We start from the raw sequence: 16,960 nt of genomic DNA on the forward strand, positions 1-16,960 counted from the left end.
CAAAGCCCGTATACATCGGCGCCTCCAGACTCATCTGCTTCATGTCGCTATTGTCCCATCCCGGCAGTCTGGCAGGAAGGTTTTGCAGACCTTCCCTGATTTTGGGCGAACCCTTCAACGCCTGGGTGTTGGCCGGCACCGTGCTGGTGCTGGCCGGGGTGCTGTGGGTGAGCCGGCAGTGAGAAGGTTTCTGAACGGAAAAGGAAAAGGAGACGAACCATGGATCTGGGAATCGCGGGCCGCTGGGCTTTGGTGTGTGGGGCCAGCAAGGGCCTGGGATGGGGGTGTGCGCAGGCGCTGGCGCGCGAAGGCGTCCACCTGGTGATGGCCGCGCGTGGGGCCGAGGCGTTGGAGCAGGCTGCGGCTGTCTTGCGCGCCGAAACAGGCGTGCAGGTGTTGACCGTGGCGGCCGATGTGACCACGCCCGAAGGGCGGCAGGCGCTGTTTGCCGTCCCGGGCGGTCCGGGGCGGGCGTTCGATATCGTCGTGACCAACGCCGGGGGGCCGCCGCCGGGGGATTTTCGTGAGTGGGGCCGCGACGCCTGGCTCCGGGCGATCGAAGCCAACATGCTCACGCCCATCGAGTTGATCAAGGCCACGGTGGATGGCATGGCCGAGCGCGGGTTTGGCCGCATCGTCAACATCACCTCCAGCGCGGTGAAGGCGCCGATCGACATCCTGGGCTTGAGCAACGGCGCGCGCAGCGGGCTGACCGGCTTCGTCGCGGGGGTGGCGCGCAGCGGCATCGCGGCCCGCGGCGTCACCATCAACAACTTGTTGCCCGGCAAGTTCGACACCGACCGTCTGCAGGCCACGCTGGCCGGCGCGGCCCAGAAATCGGGCAAGACCGTGGAGGAAGTGCGTGCCGCGCAAATGGCCCAGATTCCTGCCCGGCGCTTTGGCACGCCGCAGGAGTTCGGCGCCATTTGCGCCTTTTTGTGCAGCGTGCAGGCGGGCTACATCACGGGGCAGAACATCTTGCCCGACGGTGGCGCTTTTCCCGGGACTTTCTGACGCGGCTGGCGGGCAGATGCGGCGCCCTCAGCGCCGCGACGACACCACGATGCCGGCGACGATGAGCGCAAACGCCACCCCGTGAAACAGCCGGGGCGGCTCACCCAGGAACGCCAGCGACATGAGGGCGGCAAACAGCGGTGTCAGGTTGCTGAAAAAACCGGCCACGGTGGGGCCCGCCCGCTGCACGCCGGCGCCCCAGCAGCGGTAAGCCAGCAGGGAAGGGCCAATGGCCACGAACACCAGAATCGCCGCCAGCGCCCAGCTCCACTCGATATGCGCCTGCCCTTGGCTGCCCAGCCAGAGCCATTCGCCAGCGGTCAGCACCGAAGCGCTCACCAGGCCCAGCGCCGTCTGCGCCAGCAGGAAGGCAGCCCAGTCGTTGCGGATGTCGCTGGCTTCGTCGCGTTGGGTCAGCAGCCAGCTGTAGCTGGCCCAGACGAAGGCGGCCAGCAGCATCCAGGCGTCTCCGGGCACCCACTGCAACTCGCGCACCCGGCCCAGATCGCCCTGGGTCAGCACCACCAGCACCCCGAGCAGCGAGCAGCCCGCCCCCAGCAGCGCGCTGCGCCGGATCGGCGCCTGAAAGAACAGCCGGCCCACGAGCAGCATCCACACGGGCATGCTGGCCGCCACCAGGGTCACGTTGATGGGGGTGGAGGTCCGCAGCGCCAGATATTGCAGCATGTTGTAGCTGGCAATCGACAGCAGGCCCAGCAAAGCGTAGCGCTTCCAGTGCCGCCACAAAGGGCTGCCCCGCCGCAGCACCCAGCCCGCCAGGGGCAGCAGGATCAGCAGCACCAGCACCCAGCGCAGGAAGTTGAAGGTGACGGGGGGAATCCAAGGCGCGGCGATGCGGCCGACCACCGCGTTGCCTGCCCACATGAGGGGCGGGACGAGCAGCAGGCCCGCGGTGGACCAGTTCAGAGGGGGGTGGGACGAAGACATCCCCACAAATGTAACAAGCCGGACACCCCTGAGTGGCCCTAGGGGCTGCAAAGCCTGCGGCTTCGTGGCACCATCATGCCCGTTTGCCAACCAGGAGCCCGCATGAACAGCCCCATGACCCGCGCCGTGCAGATCGACCAGCCCGGCGGCCCCGAGCAGATGCGCATCGTCCAAGTGCCCGTGGGGGAGCCCGGGCCGGGCGAAGTGCGCATCCGCCACCACGCCATTGGCCTGAATTTCATCGACGTGTACCAACGCTCGGGCCTGTACCCTTTGCCGATGCCTTTGCGGCTGGGCATGGAAGGGGCCGGGGTGATCGAGGCCGTGGGCGAAGGCGTGAGCCACCTGCGCGTCGGCGACAGGGCGGCCTACGCCAGCCAGCCCCCCGGCAGCTACTGCGACGCGCGCGTCATGCCCGCCATGAACGTCTGCCGCCTGCCGGACGCCATTGCCTTTGAAGAAGGGGCGGCCATGATGCTCAAGGGGCTCACGGCCCAGTACCTGCTCAAGCACTGCAAGCCGGTAGAGGGTTTGCAGCCTGGCGATTTCGTGCTGTTCCATGCCGCTGCCGGGGGGGTGGGCCTGATCGCTTGCCAATGGGCTCGGGCGCTGGGGCTGCAGTTGATCGGCACGGCCGGCTCGGACGAGAAATGCGAGCTGGCCCGGGCCAACGGCGCGGCGCATGTCATCAATTACCGCACCGAAGACTTCGCGGCCCGGGTCAAGGCGATCACCGGGGGCAAGGGCGTGAAGGTGGTGTACGACTCGGTCGGCAAGGACACCTGGGACGCCTCGCTGGACTGCCTGGCTCCATTTGGCCTGATGGTGACCTTTGGCAACGCTTCAGGGCCGGTGCCGCCGTTTGCCCCGGCCGTGCTGGCGGCCAAAGGGTCCATCTACGTGACGCGCCAGACCCTGTTCAGCCACATCACCAGCCGCGAGCGCACCCAGGCCATGGCCGACGACCTGTTCGCGGTGGTCGCTTCCGGCCAGGTGAAGATCCATGTGGCGCAGCGCTATCCGCTGGAGCAGGTGCAAGCAGCCCATCGCAGCCTCGAAGCCCGCCAGACCATCGGCTCGACGGTGCTCATTCCGTGACGGCTGTCACGCGCTGGGTCAGACCCCCGTGAATTCCGGACGTCTTGTAAGACGTTGAGATATCGGCGACAATTTTGTCCAAGACAAAGTTGGGAACGCCGATGCGTGCATCAGAAGAATCCGGGCGCGAAGACGCCATTCACCCGCTGGATGCGCAGCGCCGGCGGGGTGACAAGCTGCTGCGCCTGCCCTTGCTGCTGTATGCGGCGGTGGCCGTGGCGCTGGGGGTGGCGTTTCCCAACCCGGTGATGTCGCTGCCGGCGGTGCTGGGTTGGGCGCTGGCGCTGATGGCGCCGGGCTTGTTGGCCACGGTGGTGTGGCGTGGCAAGCTGGCTGCGCGCCTGGTCGTGGCGTTGTCGCTCTCCGCCCTCGTGGCGCTGCACATCCAGCTCAGCGCCGGGATGATCGAATTCCACTTCGGCGTCTTCGTCACTCTGGCCTTGCTGATGGTCTATCTGGACTGGCGGCCCATCGTGCTGTCGGCGGCCTTTTTCGCGGTGCATCACCTGCTGTTTGACCGCTTGCAGGCGGCGGGCTTCGGCGTCTATTGCCTGACGCAGCCACACTTGGGCATCGTTTTCATCCATGCCGGCTATGTGGTGGCGCAAACCGCCTTCGAGGTGCTGTTCGTCTCGCGCCTGTCGCGCACGGTGCGCGACAACGCCGAAGTGGCGCAGTTGGCCGAGCGCATGAGCGAGGGGGAGCGCATCGCGCTGGACGTGCAGCATGTGGCTGTTCGCGCCCCCATGGCGGTGGAGCTCAAGAGCATTCTGGGGCGCATGGCTGCCGTCATGACCACGGTGCGGCAGACGAGCGATCACATCCTGTCGGCCAGCGCCGAGATCGCTTCAGGCAACCGGGATTTGAGCGAGCGCACCGAAAGAGCGGCCAGTCACCTGGCCCTGACCAGTTCCCATGTCGATACCCTGACGGCCACCGTGCGCCAAAGCGCTGAAGCCGCGCAGCAGGCCAGCCATTTGGCCGGTGAGGCGGCGCAGGTGGCGCAGCGTGGCGGCGCCGTGGTGGGCGACGTGGTGCAAACCATGGACGCCTTGCACGCGGGCAGCCGGCGCATGGCCGAAATCATCGGCGTCATCGACGGCATCGCGTTCCAGACCAACATCCTGGCTTTGAATGCGGCGGTGGAAGCGGCCCGCGCCGGCGAGCAAGGCCGGGGCTTTGCCGTGGTGGCGGCCGAGGTGCGCAGCCTGGCCCAGCGCAGCGCGCAGGCCGCCCGCGAGATCAAGCAGCTCATCGATGAGAGCGTCAATCAGGTGGCCGCCGGCAACGAGCGGGCGCAGTCCGCAGGCGCCACCATGAAGGATGTGGTGGACAGTGTGCAGCGCGTCTCCGAGATGCTGGCCGCCATCGCCGCCTCGGCCCGCGAGCAGAGCGACAGCATCGCCCAGGTCAATGGCGCCGTGGGCGAGTTGGACCAGATGACGCAGCAAAACGCGGCGTTGGTGGAGCAAAGTTCGGCAGCCGCCGAAAGCCTCCGCGACCAGGCACAGCGCCTGGCACAAATGGTGACGACGTTCCGCTTGGCCGGCTGAGCGCCAGTCTGGTCGGACTCACGGGGGCGGGCGCGAGGTGCCGGCTTCAGCGCGTTGGGGCGCGTTCGCACCAATAGGCCAGCTCGTGGTGCCGCAGCGGCTCGCGGATCACCTGCAGGCCCGTGAAGCCATGAGGGCCGCGGGGATCGTTTTGCGGCAGATAAAACGCCTGATGCATCAAGTAGGGCTCACCGGAGAACACGCCATAGGTGCGCACCTTCACGCCAGCGCCCGGCTCCGGGGGCAGGCGGTTGATCACCTCCAGCACGAAAGAAGCCCCTTCCAGCAGGGGCGTGACGGCGTCGGTCTGGCTGCCCGGGGCGATGGTGAAGGTGCGGGTGGCGCCCGCGAAACTCACGTGGCACTGAATGTTTTGTGCGCTGGCCACCCCCGCCACAGCGCCGAGCATGGCGAACCACAGACCGGCTGCCCAGCGTCCCCGTGGGCGGGTGACGATAGGCCGCCGGAGGCACGAAGTGGGGCGGGCAGAGGGGCTGGACATGCAAGGGGCAGGGCGGGATGCACGGTCAGCGCGAGCGCCGCACGCGCAGGATTTCATCCAATATTAACCCGATTGCTCCGATCGTGATGGCGACATCGGCCAGATTGAAGGCGGGAAAGTGGCCGCCACGAAACACCGGCGCCAGCCAGCGCCAGTGGAAGTCCAGCATGTCCACCACATAGCCGTGGACGAGCCGGTCGATCACATTACCCACCGCCCCGCCCATGATGCAGGCCAGCGAGAAGGCAAACAGCTTCTGGTTGTGGTGCGAACGCAACATCCAGAGGATGAACACCGTCGCGGCCACCCCCACCGCGGTGAAGAACCAGCGCTGCCAGCCGCCTGCCGTGGCCAGAAAGGAGAAGGCCGCCCCGGTGTTGTGCACCCGAACGATGTTGAAAAACGAGGTGACATAGGTGGATTCGCCCGGTCGGTAGAAGCTGACGATCCACCATTTGGTGGCCTGATCGGCCAGCAGAATGGCAAACGCCAGGCCCAGCCAGACCAGCATCCCCTTGGAAGACGGTTTGCCCATGCGCCGCCTGCCTCCGTCAAGCCACGGTGCGGGTTTCCCCGGCGCCAAACAGGTTGCTGGTGCAGCGGCCGCACAGCTCGGGGTGGGCGGGGTCGTGCCCCACGTCGTCGCGCCAGTGCCAGCAGCGGGCGCATTTGACGCCGCTCGACGGCTGCACGTCGACCGCCAGTTCCGTGCCCGGTTGCAAGTCCACGGACGAGACGATGAATACAAACTTCAGGTCGGCCCCCAGGCTGGAGAGCAGGGCAAAATCTTCCGGCGCGGCCCGCAGCGTCACGTGCGCTTGCAGGGACGAACCCACCTGCCCCTGTTCCCGCACCGCCTCGATGGCCTTGTTGACCGCGGCCCGCACTTGTAGGATGCGCGTCCACTTGGCCAGCAAGGCGGCGTTGGGCGTATCCAGCGGCAGGAAGGTTTCGGTGAAGATGGAAGGCGAGCCATTGATCGGCGTGCCGATCAGCGCCCAGGCTTCCTCGGCGGTGAAGCTCAGGAACGGTGCCATCCAGCGCAGCATGGCATGCGTGATCTGGTGCAATGCCGTCTGGGCGCTGCGCCGCGCCAGGCTTTGGGGCGCGGTGGTGTAGAGCCGGTCTTTCAGTGCGTCCAGGTAGAAGGCGCCTAGGTCTTCGGAGCAATAGACCTGCAATTTGGCCACCACGGGGTGGAATTCGTAAGCGTCGTAGTGGGCCAGGATCTCGGCTTGCAGTTCGGCCGCGCGGCTCAAGGCATAGCGGTCGATTTCCAGCATCTGGTCGGCAGGCACGGCGTCCTTGGCCGGGTCGAAGTCGCTGATGTTGGCCAGCAGGAAGCGCAAGGTGTTGCGGATGCGGCGGTAGGCGTCCACCACGCGGGCCAGGATCTTGTCGTCGATGCCCAGGTCGCCGGAGTAGTCGGTGGAGGCGACCCATAGCCGGATGATCTCGGCCCCTAGCTTGGAGCTGACTTGCTGCGGGGCCACCACGTTGCCCACGCTTTTGCTCATCTTGCGGCCCTGGCCATCCACGGTGAAGCCATGGGTGAGCAAGCCTTTGTAGGGGGCGCGGCCGTACATTGCGCAGGCCGTCAGCAGCGAGGAATGGAACCAGCCGCGGTGCTGGTCATGGCCTTCCAGGTACAGGTCGGCCTCGGGCCCGCTGTCGTGGCCGGCACCCGCATGGCTGCCTTTGAGAACCGTGGTGTGCGTGGTGCCCGAGTCGAACCACACCTCCAGGATGTCGGTGCTTTTGGTGTACTGGGCCGGGTCGGTCGCGTCGCCGATGCGCTGCAGGATCTCGGCCGTGGTGAGCTTGCTCCAGGCTTCGATGCCGCCGGCCTCCACCACCTGGGCGGCCAGGTCGATGATCTCGGGTGTGCGCGGGTGCGGCTCGCCGCTGTCCACGTGCAGCAGGAAAGGCAGGGGCACGCCCCAGCTGCGCTGGCGGCTGATGCACCAGTCGGGCCGGTTGGCGATCATGTCGCGCAATCGGGCGCGGCCGTTCTCGGGGTAGAACTGCGTGTGGTCGATGGCCTCCAGCGCCATCTGGCGCAGCGTCTTGGGGGCCTTGTCGGTGGTGAAGATGCCCTCGCCCTCGTCCATGCGCACGAACCACTGGGCGGCTGCGCGGTAGATCACCGGCGTCTTGTGGCGCCAGCAGTGCGGGTAGCTGTGGGTGATGGTCTCGGTGGCGAAGAGCCGGGCATGCTCGCGCAGCGTCTCGATGATCGCCGGGTAGGCCTTCCAGATGTTCTGGCCGCCGAACAGCGGCAAGCTTTCCTCATAGTGGCCGTTGCCCTGCACGGGGTTGAGGATCTGGTCGTAGGCCAGACCATGAGCGACGCAGGCGTTGAAATCCTCCACGCCGTAGGCGGGCGCCGAGTGCACGATGCCGGTGCCGTCATCAGCGGTGGCGTAGTCGGCCAGATAGACGGGCGAGAGCCGGTCGTAGCCCGGGTGCACGTGGGCCAGCGGGTGGTGAAAACGGATCATCTCCAGCGCACGGCCCTGGGTGGTGGCCAGCACGCGGCCTTCCAGGCCGTAGCGCTTCAGGCAGGCTTCGACCAGCGGCTCGGCCAGCACCAGCAGGCCGCGTGGGGTTTCCACCAGCGCGTAGACGATCTCGGGGTTGAGGTTGAGCGCCTGGTTGGCGGGGATGGTCCAGGCGGTGGTGGTCCAGATCACCGCATACATCGGCCGGCCTTCCAGGCCCTCGGGGCTGCCATGGGGCAGGCCGGTGTCGCGGAAGAAGGCTTGCAGCAGCTTGGCCGGCTCTGCGCACAGAAAGCCCACGTCCAGCGTCTGGCTCTTCTTGTCCTGGTATTCGATCTCGAACTCGGCCAGCGACGAGCCACAGTCGAAGCACCAGTACACGGGCTTCAAGCCGCGGTAAACGAAGCCGCGCTCCATCACACGCTTGAAGGCGCGGATCTCGTTGGCCTCGGTCACGAAGTCCATCGTGCGATAGGGCCGGTCCCACTGGCCCAGCACGCCCAGGCGCTTGAAGTCGGCCATTTGCTGGGCGATCTGCTCGGTGGCAAATGCCCGGGCCTTGGCCTGCATCTCGTCGCGGCTCAGGCCCCGGCCATGGAGTTTTTCGATGGCGTTTTCGATCGGCAGGCCATGGCAGTCCCAGCCGGGAATGTATTGCGCGTCGAAGCCGGCGAGCTGGCGCGCCTTGACGATCATGTCCTTGAGCACCTTGTTGACGGCATGCCCGATGTGGATCTGTCCATTGGCGTATGGCGGGCCGTCGTGCAGCACGAATTTGGGCGCGCCGACGCGGGCGGCACGCAGGCGCTGGTAAATGCCTTGCTCGTCCCACTGCTGCACCCAGCCCGGCTCGCGCTGGGGCAGGTTGCCGCGCATGGGGAATGGGGTGTCGGGCAGGTTGAGGGTGTGGCTGTAGTCGGTGCCGCTAGCGGCGGGGGCGGTGTCGGACATGGCGGTGTTCGGCAAATCGAAAGTGGGGCTCGACAGGCTCGACCCACTCCACACAGGGCAGGGCGATGAGGGGGCCGCGCATCCCGAGCCTGTCGAAGGCTGCGCAACCGCGCCCGGACCGAGCGGCCCAGGCAGCGGGCAGGGTCAAATTCGATCTCGGGTGGTTTGGCGGCGGACGGCGGCATGGCTGCTGGCGGCTGCCGGCTCGCCGTCGAAGAGGCGGGTGTGGGCGGCCAGCCAGGCACGCGCGTCGGCGCAGTCTTTGGCGATGCCCTGGGTCAGGGCGTCCAGACTGTCGTATTTCAGTTCGTCGTGCAGTTTGTGCAGCAGCTCCACCCGGATGATTCTACCGTAGGCCTCCCCCGGGGTGGGGGCATGCGCCAAGGCGCGGCGGACCCGCTGCGGCCACAGCAGGCAGTGGGTTTCCAGCAGGACGCGCCCGCCGTTGATGTCGTTCGGGTCCAGCGAAGGGCGCACCCCCAGGTTGGCCACGCCCGGCAGCGGGGCGGCTTGGGGGTCGGGGTCCAGCCCATGCACCTGGACGGCGAAGATCCCGCTGGCCGCCGGTTTCCAGTGCGAAAAGCGCAGGTTCAACGTCCGAAAGCCGTCGTCGGCCTGCGGGCCGCTGGCTCCCAGGCGGCGCCCCAGCTTGCGGCCATGCACCACATGCCCGGTGATGCCGTAGGGGCGGCCCAGCAGGGCGGCGGCCTCGTCCATGCGGCCGGCGGCCAGGGCTTGGCGCACGGCCGAGCTCGACACCCGCATCCCATGCACCTCGTAACTCATCATGCGGGCCACGTCGAAGCCCCAGCGGCTGCCCGCGGCGTCCAGCATGGCGTAGTCGCCCTGGCGCTGGGCGCCAAAGCGGAAATCGTCGCCCACCAGCACGTATGTCACGCCCAGGGCCTGCACCAGCACCTGCTCGATGAAGTCTGGCGCCGACAGGCTGGCCAATGCCTCGTCAAACGGCAGGATCACGCACTGCTGCACGCCGCAAGCACGCAGCTCGTGCAGTTTGTCGCGCAGGGTGGCGATGCGGGCCGGGGCCAGTTCGGGCTTGTGGTGGCGAGCGGCAAAGAAATCGCGCGGGTGCGGCTCGAACGTCAGGGCGCAGCTGGGCACGCCGCGGTGCCGCGCCTCGTTGTGCAGCAGCGCCAGCATGGCCTGGTGGCCCCGGTGCACCCCGTCGAAGTTGCCAATGGTCAGGGCGCAACCGGCCTCCCGGGCGCGGGCATGGCGCCACAGGTTGTTGAGGCCTTGGATGATTTTCATGGGGGTTGGCAGGCGATGGAGCCCGTGTCGGCGAGCGGACATCAAAGCGCGTTATATTGACACAAGTTCATGCATCCGTTGGCGCAGCTGCTCACCCGGCTGCGCTGGCAGGACGGATTCCGGTGCTTGGGTGCCCGATCGAGGGCGTTACACATGGAGGTCGGTCTTGAAGGTGTTGAAGTTGTCGGCGCAAGGGTTGCCGCAGTCGTGGCTGAGCCTGGAGGAAGCGGTGCTGCATTACGCCGCCGATCAGGTGCGCTGGGAAATGGGCCAGCCCGTGGCGGTGTTTCGCGGGGGGCATAATGCCGTCACCGGCCGCCAGTCCGTCATCGAGATCAACTCCATCATCGGCACCAAGGGCGTGCCACACATCAATCCGTTCGATCTCAAGCCCGCGCTGTCCAACGCCAAGCTCTTTGCGCGCGACCGCCATGTGTGCGCCTATTGCGGCGGCCGTTTCCACGAGGAAGACCTCACCCGCGAACACATCCGGCCGCTGGCCCAGCAGGGGCGCGATCACTGGATGAACGTGGTCACGGCCTGTCGCTCGTGCAACCACCGCAAGGGCAATCGCACCCCCGAGCAGGCCGGCATGCCGTTGCTGTATGCGCCCTACGTGCCCAGCCTCTGGGAAGACTTCATTCTGCGCAACCGCCGCATTCTGGCCGACCAGATGGAGTTTCTGATGGCGCATTTGCCGCGCCACTCGCGTCTGCATGCGTGAGCTTGGGGCCGATTTCGAACGCGGCGCAGTGCAGCGGTGGCATCCGGGCCGCCCCGAATGACCGGGGCCGCCGGGGCGGTGATACGATGCGTTTCAGTTTGTCCCTAGAGAGAGGAGCCGCCCGTGTCCACCACGCCCCCTGCATCGCACCGTTGGCGTTTTTTCCGTTGTGGGGGTTTCGATCAGGTGCGCATCGAGACGGCTGAGGACTTGCGCCATCTCGGGACGCTCGACCAGAAGCTCTGGGCAGTGCTGGCCTGCCCCACGGTGGGCCTGGAGTTCGATGAGCGCACGCTCAAGCTGCTGGATGCCGATGGCGATGGGCGCATCCGCGTGCCGGAGTTGCTGGCCGCCGTGCGCTGGGTCTGCGAGGTGTTGCGCGACCCCGGGGTGTTGTTCCAGCCGGGCGACAGCCTGCCCCTGTCGGCGCTCGATGACCGGCAGCCAGCGGGGCAGGAACTGCTGGCGGCAGCGCGTGACGTGCTGGCGCGGGTCGGCCGCGCGGGCGACGAGGTGCTTTCGCTGGCCGACCTGTCGGACCCGGCGCGCCTGTTCCCGCCCGAGCGTTTCAATGGCGACGGCGTCGTGCCGGCTGCGCTGACCGATGACGAAGGGGTCAAGGCCCTCATGGCCGAGGTGCTGGCCTGCGTCGGCGCGCAGACGGATCGCAGCGGTGAGCCCGGCGTGACCGCTCAGACGCTGGATGCTTTCCTCGCGGCGGCTGAAGAAGCGCGGCAGTGGCAGGCCCGCGCCTGCAGCGACGCGACGCAGATTCTGGCCTTCGGTGACGACACCGCGGCCGCCCTGGCCGCTTTCGATGCCGTGCAGGTGAAGGTGGAGGACTATTTCACCCGATGCCGGCTGGCGGCCTTCGATGAGCGTGCCACGCCTGCGCTCAACCCTGCCGACAGCCAATACGCCGAGCTGGCTGCCCTGCCGCTGAGCGACGCCCGGCAGGAGGTGGCCGCCCTGCCACTGGCCAAAGTCGTGCCCGGCGGCGCGCTGCCGTTGGTCGATGGCATCAACCCGGCCTGGCAAGCCGCGATGGCGGCCTTGCGGCAGCGTGTCGTCTGGCCGGTGTTTGGGGAGCAGCCGGCGCTCACGTTGGCGCAGTGGCAGCAGCTCAGCGCCAAGTTCACCGCCTACCGCGAATGGCTGGCTGCCAAGCCCGCCACGCCGGTGGCCGACATCCCGGCCGAGCGCCTGGACGCGCTGTTGCGGCCCGACACCGTGGCCGCCCTGCGTGCCCTCATCGAACAAGATGCCCAGTCCGATACCAATGCCGCCGGGGTGGACGCGCTGGAGAAGCTGTTGCGCCTGCGCCGCGATCTGGTGACGCTGCTGCGCAACTTCGTCAACCTGAGCGATTTCTACGGTGGCCAGCAGCCGGCCGTGTTTCAGGCCGGCACGCTGTACATCGACCAACGCAGTTGCAACCTGTGCCTGCGCGTGGCCGACATGGGCCGCCACGCGGCGCTGGCCCCGCTGTCGGGCACCTACCTCGTCTATTGCCAGTGCGTGCGTCAGGGCGAGGCGCCCATGACCATCGTCGCGGCGATGACCGGCGGCGATACCGACGAGATGATGGTGCCCGGCCGCAATGGCGTGTTCTACGACCGGCAGGGCCGGGATTGGAACGCCAGCGTGGTCAAGGTGGTGGAAGCCCCGATCAGCGTGCGCCAGGCATTTTGGGCCCCCTACAAGCGGGTGGCCCGCATGATCGGGGAACAGATCCAGAAATTCGCCGCGGCCCGTGACAAGGCGGTGGAAGCCAAGTCGGCCGAAGGCGTGACCCAGGTCGGCACCCAGGCGGCCACCCCGGCCGAAGGTGGTCGAGCGCAAGCTTTCGACATCGCCAAGTTCGCTGGGATCTTTGCCGCCATTGGCTTGGCGCTGGGGGCCTTGGGGACGGCGCTGGCGGCCGTGGTCACGGGCTTTTTGCGCCTGCCAGCCTGGCAGATGCCGCTGGTGGTGTTGGGTGTGGTGCTGCTCATTTCCGGGCCGTCCATGTTGATGGCGTGGCTCAAGCTGCGCCAGCGCAATCTGGGCCCGCTGCTGGATGCCAATGGCTGGGCGGTCAACATCCGTGCCCGCATCAACATTCCTTTCGGCGCGGCGCTCACGGGCGTGGCGGCTCTGCCAGCCGGCTCGGAGCGTGCGCTGCACGACCCGTACGCCGACCGGTCCAGCCCCTGGCCCTGGCTGGCGCTGTTGGCGGTTTTGCTGGGTGCGGTGTTCTGGGCACACCGCCAGGGGTGGTGGTAAGGCGCCCATGAAGCGCAGCGGCCTGTCGATCCCTGGGTGGCTGCTGGCGGTTGCTTTGACCGTTGCCAAGGTGGAGCCTGCCTCGGCGGCCCGGCCGGGGTTTGACGAGTTGTTTCTGCAGCACGACATCCCGATGCTGCTGATCGAGCCGGCCAGTGGCCGCATCGTCGATGCCAATCCGGCCGCGGCCCGCTTCTACCGCTACGACCGCGATGCTCTGCTGGGCATGAGTATCCAGCAGATCAACACGCTGACGCCGCAGCAGGTGGCCGAGGAGCGCGGGCTGGCCGAGCGGGAGGGCCGCAACTTTTTCATCTTCCGGCACCGCCTGGCCGATGGCGACATCCGCACGGTCGAGGTGCATTCCCGGCCCTTCGATTTCGATGGGCAGCGCCTGCTGCATTCGGTGGTGCTCGACATCACGCCCGGGCGCCACCAGGCGCAGGACCTCTGGCATTACCAGCAGCGCCTGGAGGAATTGGTGGACGCCCAGGTGCAGCAGATTGCCCGCAGCCGCACCTTGCAGTTCTGGCTGTTGCTTTCGGCCCTGCTGGCGCAGGCGCTGGTGATTGGCTGGCTGGTGCGCAGCATACGCCGCGCCCGGGCGCTGCAGGCCGAGCGCGAGACGCTGCTCCAAGCATTGGAGCAGGCCAATGCGCGGCAGAAGCGCACCATCGAGGCCCTGGCCGGCAGCGAGGCCTTGCTGGAGCGGGCCCAGCGCATCGCCCACATCGGCAGTTGGACCCTGGAGGCCGACACCGGCGAGCTGATCCGCTCCGGCGAGGTGGCCCGGATCCTGGGCTGCGACTTGCGGGCCGCGCCCACCACCTACGACGGCTTCCTGGCCATGGTGCATCCAGACGATCGGGCCCGCTTCGATCAGGCGTTCCAGCAGTCCTTGCAGGAGGGACAGAGCCGGTTCGATGTCGATTTGCGGATCGTGCGCCGTGGCACCGGCGAGGTGCGCCATGTGCACGTGCAGGGCGAGCACGAGCGCAGCCCCGAAGGCCGGCACGTGCGCTCCTTCGGCAGCATGCAGGACATCACCGAGCGCATGGTCTTGCAGGCGGCCCTGCATGCGCTCAACGCCGAGCTGGCCCGGCTCAGCGGACAGGCATTTTTCCGCGGCGTGTGTCAGCACCTGACCCAGGCCCTGGGGCTGGACATGGCGTTCGTCGGCCGGCTCGATGCATCTGGCCTGCGGGTACAGGTCGTTGGCGGTTGCGACGGTGACCGCCCGCTCGAACCGTTTACCTACGACCTGGCAGGCACGCCCTGCGAGAATGTGATGTCCAGCGGCAATGCCGTCTATCCTTCGGAGGTGCAGGCGCTGTTCCCCGACGATGAGGCGCTGGTGCATCTCGGGGTCCAGTCCTACATCGGCAACGCCTTGCTGGACAAGGCCGGCCAACCGATCGGCATTTTGGTGGCCCTGGGGCGCCAACCGCTGCCCCCGGCGCTCAGCACCCTGGCCAGTCCGTTGCTCGATTTGTTCGTCGATCGGGTGGCTTCCGAGATGCTGCGGGCCGAGGCCGAGGCGCAAATTCGTCAGCAACTGGCGTTCCAGCAACTCGCGGCGCAGGCGTCGGCCGCGCTTCTGGGCGTGGATGCCGAAACCGGCTTCGATCCGGCCGTCGATGAATGCCTCAGCGGCCTGGGTCGGCTCATGGGGCTGGACCGCTGCTACGTGTTCCAGTTCGATGAAAGCGCCACCTGGATGAACAACACCCACGAGTGGTGCGCGCCCGGCATCGAGCCACAGCGCCAGCGCATCCGGGATGTGCGGGTGCAATCCCTCTCCTGGTGGCTGTCTCGATTTCTGAGCACGGGCATTGTGCAGGTGCCCGATGTCGAGCAACTGCCGCCCGAGGCCCGTCTGGAACGGGCCGAATTTCGCCGGCGCCAGGCGCGGTCCGTGCTCACGGCCGCGCTCAAAGGCTCCGACGGGCGGCTCATTGGCTTTCTGGGGGGCGACAGTGTGAGCCGTCAGCGCGATTGGAGTGCCGATGATGCGGCCATGTTCGGCGTGCTGGCCGGCGTCATTGGTTCGGCCATCGACCGGCGCCGCGCCCGGCAAAAGCTGGACCAGGCGGCCAGCGTGTTCGAGCACGCCAACGAGGGCATCCTCATCACCGATCCCGAAGGCCGCATCCTCGACGTCAATGCCGCATTCACCCGCATCACCGGCTATGCCCGGGAGGAGGTGATCGGGCGCAACCCGCGGGTGCTCGCTTCGGGTCGGCACGATGCGGCCTTCTTCGCCGAAATGTGGGAGTCGCTGCGCTTGCAGGGGCATTGGAGCGGCGAGGTGTGGAACCGGCGCAGCAACGGTGAAATCTATGCCGAACTGCTTACCATCAGCGCCGTGCTCGACCGGCAGGGGCAGGTGCAGCGTTACGTTGGCCTGTTCACAGACATCACCGCGCTCAAAGAGCATCAGCGCCAGCTCGAACACATCGCGCACTATGACCCGCTGACCGGCCTGCCCAACCGCAGCCTGTTGGCCGACCGGCTGCAGCAGGCCATGGCCCAAGCCAGCCGGCGTGGTCTGCACATTGCGGTGGCCTACATCGATCTGGACGGCTTCAAGGACATCAACGACCGCTTCGGCCACGACACCGGCGACCGGCTGCTGGTCGAACTGGCCCAGCGCATGCGTCAGGTGCTGCGCGAAGGCGATACCCTGGCCCGGCTGGGCGGCGATGAATTCGTCGCCGTGCTGCTGGACCTGGCCGACCTGGGGGCCTGCGAGCCCTTGCTCGCGCGGCTGCTGGATGCGGCGGCGCACCCGGTGGAAGACGAAGGCCGCAGCCTGCAAGTGTCCGCCAGCGTCGGGGTGAGCTTTTATCCGCAGCTCGACAGCGTGGATGCCGACCAATTGCTGCGACAGGCCGACCAGGCCATGTATCAGGCGAAGCTGCTCGGCAAGAACCGCTACCACCTGTTCGATGCCGCGCACGATCGCGACGTGCGGGGCCGTCACGAAAGCCTGGAGCGGCTGCGCGAGGCGTTGCGCCAGCAGGAATTCGTGCTCCACTATCAGCCCAAGGTGCACATGCGCACGGGGCAGGTGGTGGGGGCCGAGGCCCTGATCCGCTGGCAGCATCCGCAGCAAGGCTTGCTGGCGCCCGCGGTGTTCCTGCCGGTACTGGCCAACCACCGTCTGATGGTGGACCTGGGGCAGTGGGTGCTCGACACCGCGCTGGCGCAAATCGAGGCGTGGCGGGCGCAAGGGCTGCACTTGCCGCTGAGCATCAATGTGGACGCCATCCAGTTGCAGCAGCCCGATTTCGTGGACCGGTTGCAGCAGGCCCTGGAGAGGCACCCCGGGGTGCAGAGCGGGGATCTGGAACTGGAGATCCTGGAGACCAGCGCGCTGGAAGACGTGGCGCGCATCGCGGAAACGATGCAAGCCTGCGCGGCGCTGGGCGTCGGCTTCGCGCTGGACGATTTCGGCACCGGTTACTCCTCGCTGACCTACCTCAGGCGCCTGTCGGTGCAGACGCTCAAGGTCGATCGCAGTTTCGTGCGCGACATGCTGGAGGACCCGGACGACCTGGCGCTGCTGGAGGGCGTGTTGGGGCTGGCCAAGGCGTTCCGGCGTCGGGCCATCGCCGAGGGGGTGGAGACGGTGGCCCATGGCGAGATGCTGCTGCGCATGGGCTGCGAATGGGGGCAGGGCTATGCGATTGCCAAACCCCTGCCGGCCCACGAAGTGGTCGATTGGGTGCGCGGTTGGGCGCCGCCAGACGCCTGGCAGGCCGTGCCCAGCGTCGATCACGACGACGTGCCGCTGCTGTTTGCCATGGTGGAGCACCGGGCCTGGACCGTGGCGCTCATCGACTACCTCAAAGGCGCTTCCCGGGTGCTGCCCAGCCTCACACCGGCCGATTCGCGTCTGGGGCAGTGGCTGGAGGAAAGTGGCCGCGTCCGGCATGCTCGCCGTCCGGAAATCGCGCTGGTCGAATCCCTGCACCGCGAAAGCTACCGCCAGGCGCGGGAACTGGTGGCTCGGTTGCATGAAGGCGCCCCGGCCTGGGACGAGGCCGGGTGTGCGCGGCTGGAGTCACTGCAGGCGGCCTTGCAAGAAACGCTGCGCAGTCTGATGCAGTGAGCCGTGGCCCGGTCCGCC

General features: G+C 67.5%; 12 protein-coding genes. 7 read left to right on the plus strand and 5 right to left on the minus strand.

Annotation, left to right across the window (positions count from 1 at the left end):
- Together DFR43_RS13640 and DFR43_RS11215 are read left to right on the plus strand one after the other, a co-directional pair.
- Positions 1–182 (plus strand): hypothetical protein (locus DFR43_RS13640; protein WP_211338646.1); only part of this gene is annotated, 182 nt, incomplete at its 5' end.
- Positions 183–219: 37 nt separating this feature from the next.
- Positions 220–1,014 carry an SDR family oxidoreductase gene (locus DFR43_RS11215; protein WP_133598711.1) on the plus strand — a complete coding sequence of 265 codons (795 nt, stop codon included), beginning with the start codon at positions 220–222 and terminating at the stop codon, positions 1,012–1,014.
- 27 nt (positions 1,015–1,041) lie between these two features.
- On the opposite strand, the gene DFR43_RS11220 is transcribed toward DFR43_RS11215, so the two are convergent.
- Positions 1,042–1,962: a DMT family transporter gene (locus tag DFR43_RS11220; protein ID WP_133598713.1), complete on the minus strand. Its 921-nt coding sequence runs from the start codon at positions 1,960–1,962 to the stop codon at positions 1,042–1,044.
- A 114-nt stretch (positions 1,963–2,076) separates the two neighbouring features.
- On the opposite strand from DFR43_RS11220, the gene DFR43_RS11225 reads away from it, so the two are divergent.
- Positions 2,077–3,060 carry a quinone oxidoreductase family protein gene (locus tag DFR43_RS11225; protein ID WP_133598801.1) on the plus strand — a complete coding sequence of 328 codons (984 nt, stop codon included), beginning with the start codon at positions 2,077–2,079 and terminating at the stop codon, positions 3,058–3,060.
- 101 nt (positions 3,061–3,161) lie between these two features.
- Entirely contained in the window at positions 3,162–4,613 is a 1,452-nt protein-coding gene (locus DFR43_RS13930) for a methyl-accepting chemotaxis protein (protein ID WP_133598715.1), read from the plus strand.
- 46 nt (positions 4,614–4,659) lie between these two features.
- Here the strand turns inward: DFR43_RS13930 and DFR43_RS11235 are convergent, their stop codons facing one another.
- The 4 genes from DFR43_RS11235 to DFR43_RS11250 form a co-directional block, all read right to left on the minus strand.
- A complete protein-coding gene (locus DFR43_RS11235; protein ID WP_164499742.1) occupies positions 4,660–5,115 on the minus strand; it encodes a hypothetical protein in 456 nt (151 codons plus the stop codon).
- Between the two features lie 25 nt (positions 5,116–5,140).
- On the minus strand, positions 5,141–5,650 hold the full coding sequence (gene lspA / locus DFR43_RS11240; RefSeq protein ID WP_133598719.1) for a signal peptidase II: 510 nt from the start codon (positions 5,648–5,650) through the stop codon (positions 5,141–5,143).
- 16 nt (positions 5,651–5,666) lie between these two features.
- Positions 5,667–8,567, minus strand: a complete 2,901-nt coding sequence (gene ileS, locus DFR43_RS11245) for an isoleucine--tRNA ligase (RefSeq protein WP_133598721.1) — start codon at positions 8,565–8,567, stop codon at positions 5,667–5,669.
- Between the two features lie 144 nt (positions 8,568–8,711).
- The gene (locus DFR43_RS11250) at positions 8,712–9,839 is read right to left on the minus strand and encodes a bifunctional riboflavin kinase/FAD synthetase (RefSeq protein WP_133598723.1); all 1,128 of its coding nucleotides are present in this window, start codon (positions 9,837–9,839) and stop codon (positions 8,712–8,714) included.
- A gap of 166 nt (positions 9,840–10,005) precedes the next feature.
- On the opposite strand from DFR43_RS11250, the gene DFR43_RS11255 reads away from it, so the two are divergent.
- The 3 genes from DFR43_RS11255 (at position 10,006) to DFR43_RS11265 (ending at position 16,942) form a co-directional block, all read left to right on the plus strand.
- A complete protein-coding gene (locus DFR43_RS11255) occupies positions 10,006–10,563 on the plus strand; it encodes an HNH endonuclease (RefSeq protein ID WP_133598725.1) in 558 nt (185 codons plus the stop codon).
- Positions 10,564–10,686: 123 nt separating this feature from the next.
- Positions 10,687–12,828 carry a hypothetical protein gene (locus DFR43_RS11260; RefSeq protein WP_133598727.1) on the plus strand — a complete coding sequence of 714 codons (2,142 nt, stop codon included), beginning with the start codon at positions 10,687–10,689 and terminating at the stop codon, positions 12,826–12,828.
- A 7-nt stretch (positions 12,829–12,835) separates the two neighbouring features.
- Positions 12,836–16,942 (plus strand): EAL domain-containing protein, encoded by a 4,107-nt coding sequence (locus tag DFR43_RS11265; RefSeq protein ID WP_133598729.1) that lies wholly within the window; start codon positions 12,836–12,838, stop codon positions 16,940–16,942.
- Positions 16,943–16,960: the final 18 nt, after the last annotated feature.

The organism is Tepidicella xavieri, from assembly GCF_004363315.1.
GTDB lineage: Bacteria > Pseudomonadota > Gammaproteobacteria > Burkholderiales > Burkholderiaceae_C > Tepidicella > Tepidicella xavieri.

What these genes read in the sequence shown, in the direction of transcription:
- lspA (WP_133598719.1), bottom strand. Translation starts at nt 5,650, where the DNA reads ATGGGCAAACCGTCTTCCAAGGGGATGCTGGTCTGGCTGGGCCTGGCG.
- DFR43_RS11220 (WP_133598713.1), bottom strand. Translation starts at nt 1,962, where the DNA reads ATGTCTTCGTCCCACCCCCCTCTGAACTGGTCCACCGCGGGCCTGCTG.
- DFR43_RS11265 (WP_133598729.1), top strand. Translation starts at nt 12,836, where the DNA reads ATGAAGCGCAGCGGCCTGTCGATCCCTGGGTGGCTGCTGGCGGTTGCT.
- ileS (WP_133598721.1), bottom strand. Translation starts at nt 8,567, where the DNA reads ATGTCCGACACCGCCCCCGCCGCTAGCGGCACCGACTACAGCCACACC.
- DFR43_RS11250 (WP_133598723.1), bottom strand. Translation starts at nt 9,839, where the DNA reads ATGAAAATCATCCAAGGCCTCAACAACCTGTGGCGCCATGCCCGCGCC.
- DFR43_RS11235 (WP_164499742.1), bottom strand. Translation starts at nt 5,115, where the DNA reads ATGTCCAGCCCCTCTGCCCGCCCCACTTCGTGCCTCCGGCGGCCTATC.
- DFR43_RS11215 (WP_133598711.1), top strand. Translation starts at nt 220, where the DNA reads ATGGATCTGGGAATCGCGGGCCGCTGGGCTTTGGTGTGTGGGGCCAGC.
- DFR43_RS13930 (WP_133598715.1), top strand. Translation starts at nt 3,162, where the DNA reads ATGCGTGCATCAGAAGAATCCGGGCGCGAAGACGCCATTCACCCGCTG.
- DFR43_RS11225 (WP_133598801.1), top strand. Translation starts at nt 2,077, where the DNA reads ATGACCCGCGCCGTGCAGATCGACCAGCCCGGCGGCCCCGAGCAGATG.